The organism is Lacticaseibacillus manihotivorans DSM 13343 = JCM 12514 (genome assembly GCF_001435035.1).
Lineage (GTDB): Bacteria > Bacillota > Bacilli > Lactobacillales > Lactobacillaceae > Lacticaseibacillus > Lacticaseibacillus manihotivorans.
In genome coordinates this window covers 1-4,697 of sequence record NZ_AZEU01000028.1, presented here as the reverse complement: position 1 = coordinate 4,697, position 4,697 = coordinate 1, and the positions used below count along the sequence as shown (strand labels likewise).

Genomic DNA, 4,697 nt, shown 5'->3' with positions numbered 1-4,697 from the left:
TTCATCTCACGGTGTCGTGCCATGGGGTGGCTAACTTGTTCTTGCAATTTGCGGTTCGGAAATATTCCCAAATCGTCAAAAACTAGACCTTTAATCAATCAGCGGTCAGTGTTATTTTGCAGTTGCAGACAAGAAAAAAAGACCTCAGCATCTGCTGAAGCCTTGATCTGAATTGAAAGATTTAACCTTGTACACAACCTGAGGCAAGCCATTGTAATTGTCGCGCGACTTTCTGTTTTAATTCGGTGGCTGAACCCGGATTTTCCGAGTTTTGATAATAGGCCGCCATGGTTTGGACAAACATCCCCACCACTTGCCAAATCAGTAACTCAACCTCTTCATCACTGTTGACCTTCAGCCGACTGCGATCGAGATGATCACGCAAATACACCGCCGCACCGGTTTGCGGTTGCTGCTTCAAGAAATCGGGTGACTGTTCGTGCAAGTAATCAAACACATTGGCATAAAATGGCGCATAAGGTCCGGTGACCAGCGTGTCGATCAACCGATCAAAAACAATTGCGATCGCAGCAAAAAAGTCGTTATCTTCTTGAGCCAACACCTCGCGCATCCAAGCGATGTTGTGGTTTTGCTGTAAGCTCAACAAATAATCAAAGATGTCGGCTTTGTCTTGAAAATATTGATAGAAGCTGCCATGCGCAACTTGTGCTTGGCGGATAATATTTGAGACGCTGGCATCGCAAAACGGTGCGCGCGCAAATTCGGTGTACGCTGCTTGCACAATGCGAGCACGTTTAGGTGTGGGTAAGCGATAAAAGGTGGCAGTTGGCATCACATGACCTCCAAAAATCTGATTCTGATAATGAAACCATCCTATCAAATTCGTTCGCCTTTTAAATCGGCCTAAAGTCCAAAAAAATCACCAAGCACGCGGCTCGGTGATTTCGATAAATCTGAGTGAATTAAGCTTGGTAACGGGAAACGCCATCCAAGTAAGTTTCAGACAAGGACATGTCCTTGTTCAACACTAAGAAGTCAGCGTCGCGGCCTGGTAAGATGCTACCACACTTGTCGTCGATCTTAGAAGACTTGGCAGGCACGTATGCACCCATCATGATTGCTTCTTCAGGGGTGTTTTCGTTCCAGTCAACGACATTCTTGATGGCGTCGTTTAACTTCAAGATGGAGCCGGCTAAGTTACCACCGTTCTTTAAGCGCGCAGTACCGTCTTTAACGATCACTGGGAATTCGCCTAACATGTAGTCGCCTTCTGGCATCAAGCCAGCAGACATGCAGTCAGTGATCAAGGCGATGTGTTCTGGGGTCTTTTCACGAATCAACGCATCAGCAACTTCTGGACGCACATGGTGGCCATCGCAGATCAATTCGTCGTCAACAATGTTCATGAACATGGCAGCGCCGACCATCCCAGGTTCGCGGTGGGTCAAGCCAGACATCCCGTTAAAGGTGTGGCAAAATACAGTCGCGCCAGCTTCGACACAGGCCTTAGCTTGTTCAAAAGTAGCAGAAGAATGACCTAACGCCACGGCTTTGCCATCTTGAGCCATATGCTTAACAAATTCAACCGCACCGTCACGTTCTGGGGCCAAAGCCATTTTTTGGAGCATGCCTTTAGCAGACTTTTGCCATTCGTCGTATTCTTCGATGGATGGGTCGCGGAAGTACTTCGAGTTTTGGGCACCTTTGTGTTCTTCAGTGAAGAATGGGCCTTCAAAATAAATTCCTTGGATCTTGGCACCAGTTTCTTCACCGGCATGTTCACCGATAGTCTTGCAGACATCGTTTAATTGATCAAAAGGACCGGTCAACGTGGTTGGCAACCAGCTGGTGACACCAGTTTTCAATAAGCCTTCAGACATTTCGTTGATGCCTGCCCAGTCATTGTCCATCACGTCATGGCCTAAAGAACCATGAATGTGGGTGTCGACCAAACCTGGGGCGATCCATTGATCCCCATAGTCTTTGATCTCGCCGGTTGGCTTTTCGCCGTAGGATGGGGTGTAGTCCCCAAACTTGCCGTCGTCAGTGATTTCAAGCCAACCACCGTTTTCAGTGGTGTTCTTCAGGAAAAACTTATCCGCATGGATGTAGTAGCTCATTAGATGATCTCCTTCATTGAAGTTTGCCGTTTCTCAACAGTTACAGTGTAGCACGGAAATCAATAGTGGTCTAGGCCAAAAGTTCAGGGTATCCTGATTTTTTGGAGGCGGGTTCACGCCGTCGCTAGTCTCGTTCACGAAAGAAAAATGCTTTAGCCCTGATCAGTTCGCTTCGAATATCAATGACAGCATAAATTGAAATCACCGCTTGATCATCGTTCACATGATAGAGTACCGTGTTCTTACCAGCTTGTAGCGTAAATAGATTTGCAGATTCCATTTCTACAAATTGCGGTACTCTTTTGCCTAACCTAGGAAAATAGCTAAGTCCATCGAGCTGATCTAGTAGCGATTTGATTTTTTGATTCGCGATCCGGTGTCCAAAACTTTGCGTCAAATAGGCTTCAAGCTTAAACAAATCAGCGCGGGCTTCGGGATAAATGTTGACGCGATACATCAGCGTCCCAACAACTCAGCACGAACTTCTGCAAGGGATTTGGGTTCCCCATGTCGAGCTTGGTCTGCGATCCGATTCAACTCACGGGCTACAAGTTGTTGTCCATGACGATAGAAGTCTTCAAGTGACACCACCGCAAATTCGTCGATATCATGATCATCTAAAATCAATTGGTGATCCGTTTCAACAGATGAAAGTAACTGTTGAAAGTCTCGCAATTCCCCAATTCGATGCGTATCAATTTTTTCCATCTTCCTCTAACTCCCTTTTGATCGCCATTAACTCACGATAATCCTTAATTGCCAATATCACATACTTGCCATAGCCATTTTTCGTTAAAATTACTGGATGCCCTGGGACGACATCTTTTAAAACTTTTCGATAATGACGCAATTCCGACATGGGTCGAATATCTGGTTCGGTCAGGAAATCTTTGCCTTCCAAATCCACTCACCTCCCATGTCAAGATATCATAAATGCTGAAAATTTTCAACAAACTAGTTTGCTGCTTCATTTGCATTTTCCGACAAAACACACGCAGTATGCTTCGGTGACCTGCTTAGGATCTGCTATGAAACAAGCTTGTTTGCTCGATTGTGTTACAATAACGGTAGCGCTTACGTTGAAAGGAGATACTGTATGAGTTTTCCAAAACATTTCTTATGGGGTGGCGCCACTGCTGCCAATCAACTCGAAGGTGGCTGGCAAGAAGGTGGCCGCGGTCCTTCGATCGATGATGCCTTACCTGGGGGCAAACAACGCTTAAACATTGTCGCCGACCCCAACTTTGACTGGACCATCGATCCTTCAAAATACACTTATCCCAACCACGAAGGCATCGACTTCTTCCATCATTACAAACAAGATATCGCCTTGTTTGCCGAAATGGGCTTCAAATGCTATCGCTTCTCGATTGCTTGGAGTCGCCTCTTCCCACAAGGCACAGAAGAAAACGCCAATGAAAATGGCCTTGCCTTTTACGATGATGTGATCGACACCTGCTTGGAACACCACATCGAACCCGTGATCACCTTGTCGCACTACGAACTCCCTTTAAATTTGGCCATCAATTTCGGTGGCTGGAAGAACAAAGAATTGATCACGTTCTTCAAGCGCTTCGCCGACACCGTGATCGAACGTTGGGGGAATAAAGTCAAATATTTCTTGACCTTTAATGAAATCAACTCAGCGGCGCACTTCCCCGTATTATCCCAAGGCATGGTTGGTGACACCCCGAAAAAGGCCGTTTTCCAAGCTTGGCATAACCAATTTGTCGCATCGGCTTACGCGGTCCAAACGGCTCGTCGCGTCAACCCAGAGATTCAAATGGGCAATATGATTCTATATGCCACCAGTTATGCTTACAACGCCAACCCAGTCAACCAACTGGCCAACTTGCAGCATAATCAAGATTTCAACTTTTTCTGCGCTGATGTGCAAGTTCGCGGTGAGTACCCCGCATACACCCATCGCTACTTGGCAGAATTTGGCTTAACGGAAGCGGATCTCGACCGCACGCCGGAAGAGCTCGCCTTGTTGAAAGAATATCACGTTGATTTCTTGAGTTTCTCCTATTACATGTCTAGTGCCACTGAAATTACCGGCGAAACGAAAGATACGGTGGCTGGCAACTTAATGGGTGGCGTGAAGAATCCTTACCTCAAAGCCAGTGATTGGGGTTGGCAAATCGACCCAACCGGCTTGCGCATCGCGTTGAACGAACTTTACGATCGCTACCAAGTCCCAGTCTTCGTAGTGGAAAATGGTCTTGGTGCACACGACAAAGTTGAAGCCGATGGGCGCATTTTTGACAGTTATCGCATCGACTACTTGCGCGAGCACTTGAAAGCCATTGAAGGTGCGCTTGAAGATGGTGTGCCGGTCATGGGCTATACCCCTTGGGGTTGCATCGATTTGGTTTCAGCTTCCACTGGTGAAATGTCCAAACGCTATGGTTTCATTTATGTTGATCTCGACGATGAAGGCAAAGGCTCAGGCGCTCGCAGCCGTAAAGAATCCTTCGCTTGGTATCAACGGGTGATCGCTACTAACGGCGCGAACTTGTCCAGCGATGATTTAGATTACTAATTTCTACTATATAATAGTGGAAATTTGTCAACTGGTGTTGAAGGATAGTTTTTATCCCTTGAAGGCCTTCC

At 46.5% G+C, this 4,697-nt stretch carries 6 protein-coding genes; 1 reads left to right on the top strand and 5 read right to left on the bottom strand.

Going from position 1 to position 4,697, the window contains the following annotated elements; translation table 11 throughout:
• Positions 1-181: 181 nt before the first annotated feature.
• From FD01_RS01985 to FD01_RS01965, 5 genes are all read right to left on the bottom strand, one after another.
• A complete protein-coding gene (locus FD01_RS01985) occupies positions 182-793 on the bottom strand; it encodes a TetR/AcrR family transcriptional regulator (protein ID WP_056962420.1) in 612 nt (203 codons plus the stop codon).
• Between the two features lie 130 nt (positions 794-923).
• Positions 924-2,081: an N-acetylglucosamine-6-phosphate deacetylase gene (gene nagA, locus FD01_RS01980; RefSeq protein WP_056962419.1), complete on the bottom strand. Its 1,158-nt coding sequence runs from the start codon at positions 2,079-2,081 to the stop codon at positions 924-926.
• 124 nt (positions 2,082-2,205) lie between these two features.
• Entirely contained in the window at positions 2,206-2,538 is a 333-nt protein-coding gene (locus tag FD01_RS01975) for a type II toxin-antitoxin system RelE/ParE family toxin (protein ID WP_056962418.1), read from the bottom strand.
• Entirely contained in the window at positions 2,538-2,789 is a 252-nt protein-coding gene (locus FD01_RS01970) for a hypothetical protein (protein ID WP_054719572.1), read from the bottom strand. The genes FD01_RS01975 and FD01_RS01970 overlap by 1 nt, the downstream gene beginning before the upstream one ends.
• Positions 2,776-2,982 (bottom strand): type II toxin-antitoxin system Phd/YefM family antitoxin, encoded by a 207-nt coding sequence (locus FD01_RS01965; RefSeq protein ID WP_054719573.1) that lies wholly within the window; start codon positions 2,980-2,982, stop codon positions 2,776-2,778. Before FD01_RS01965 ends, FD01_RS01970 begins: the two co-directional genes overlap by 14 nt.
• 195 nt (positions 2,983-3,177) lie before the next feature.
• Here FD01_RS01965 and FD01_RS01960 point away from each other — a divergent pair, with 195 nt between their 5' ends.
• On the top strand, positions 3,178-4,626 hold the full coding sequence (locus tag FD01_RS01960; RefSeq protein WP_056962417.1) for a glycoside hydrolase family 1 protein: 1,449 nt from the start codon (positions 3,178-3,180) through the stop codon (positions 4,624-4,626).
• The last annotated feature ends 71 nt before the right edge of the window (positions 4,627-4,697 follow it).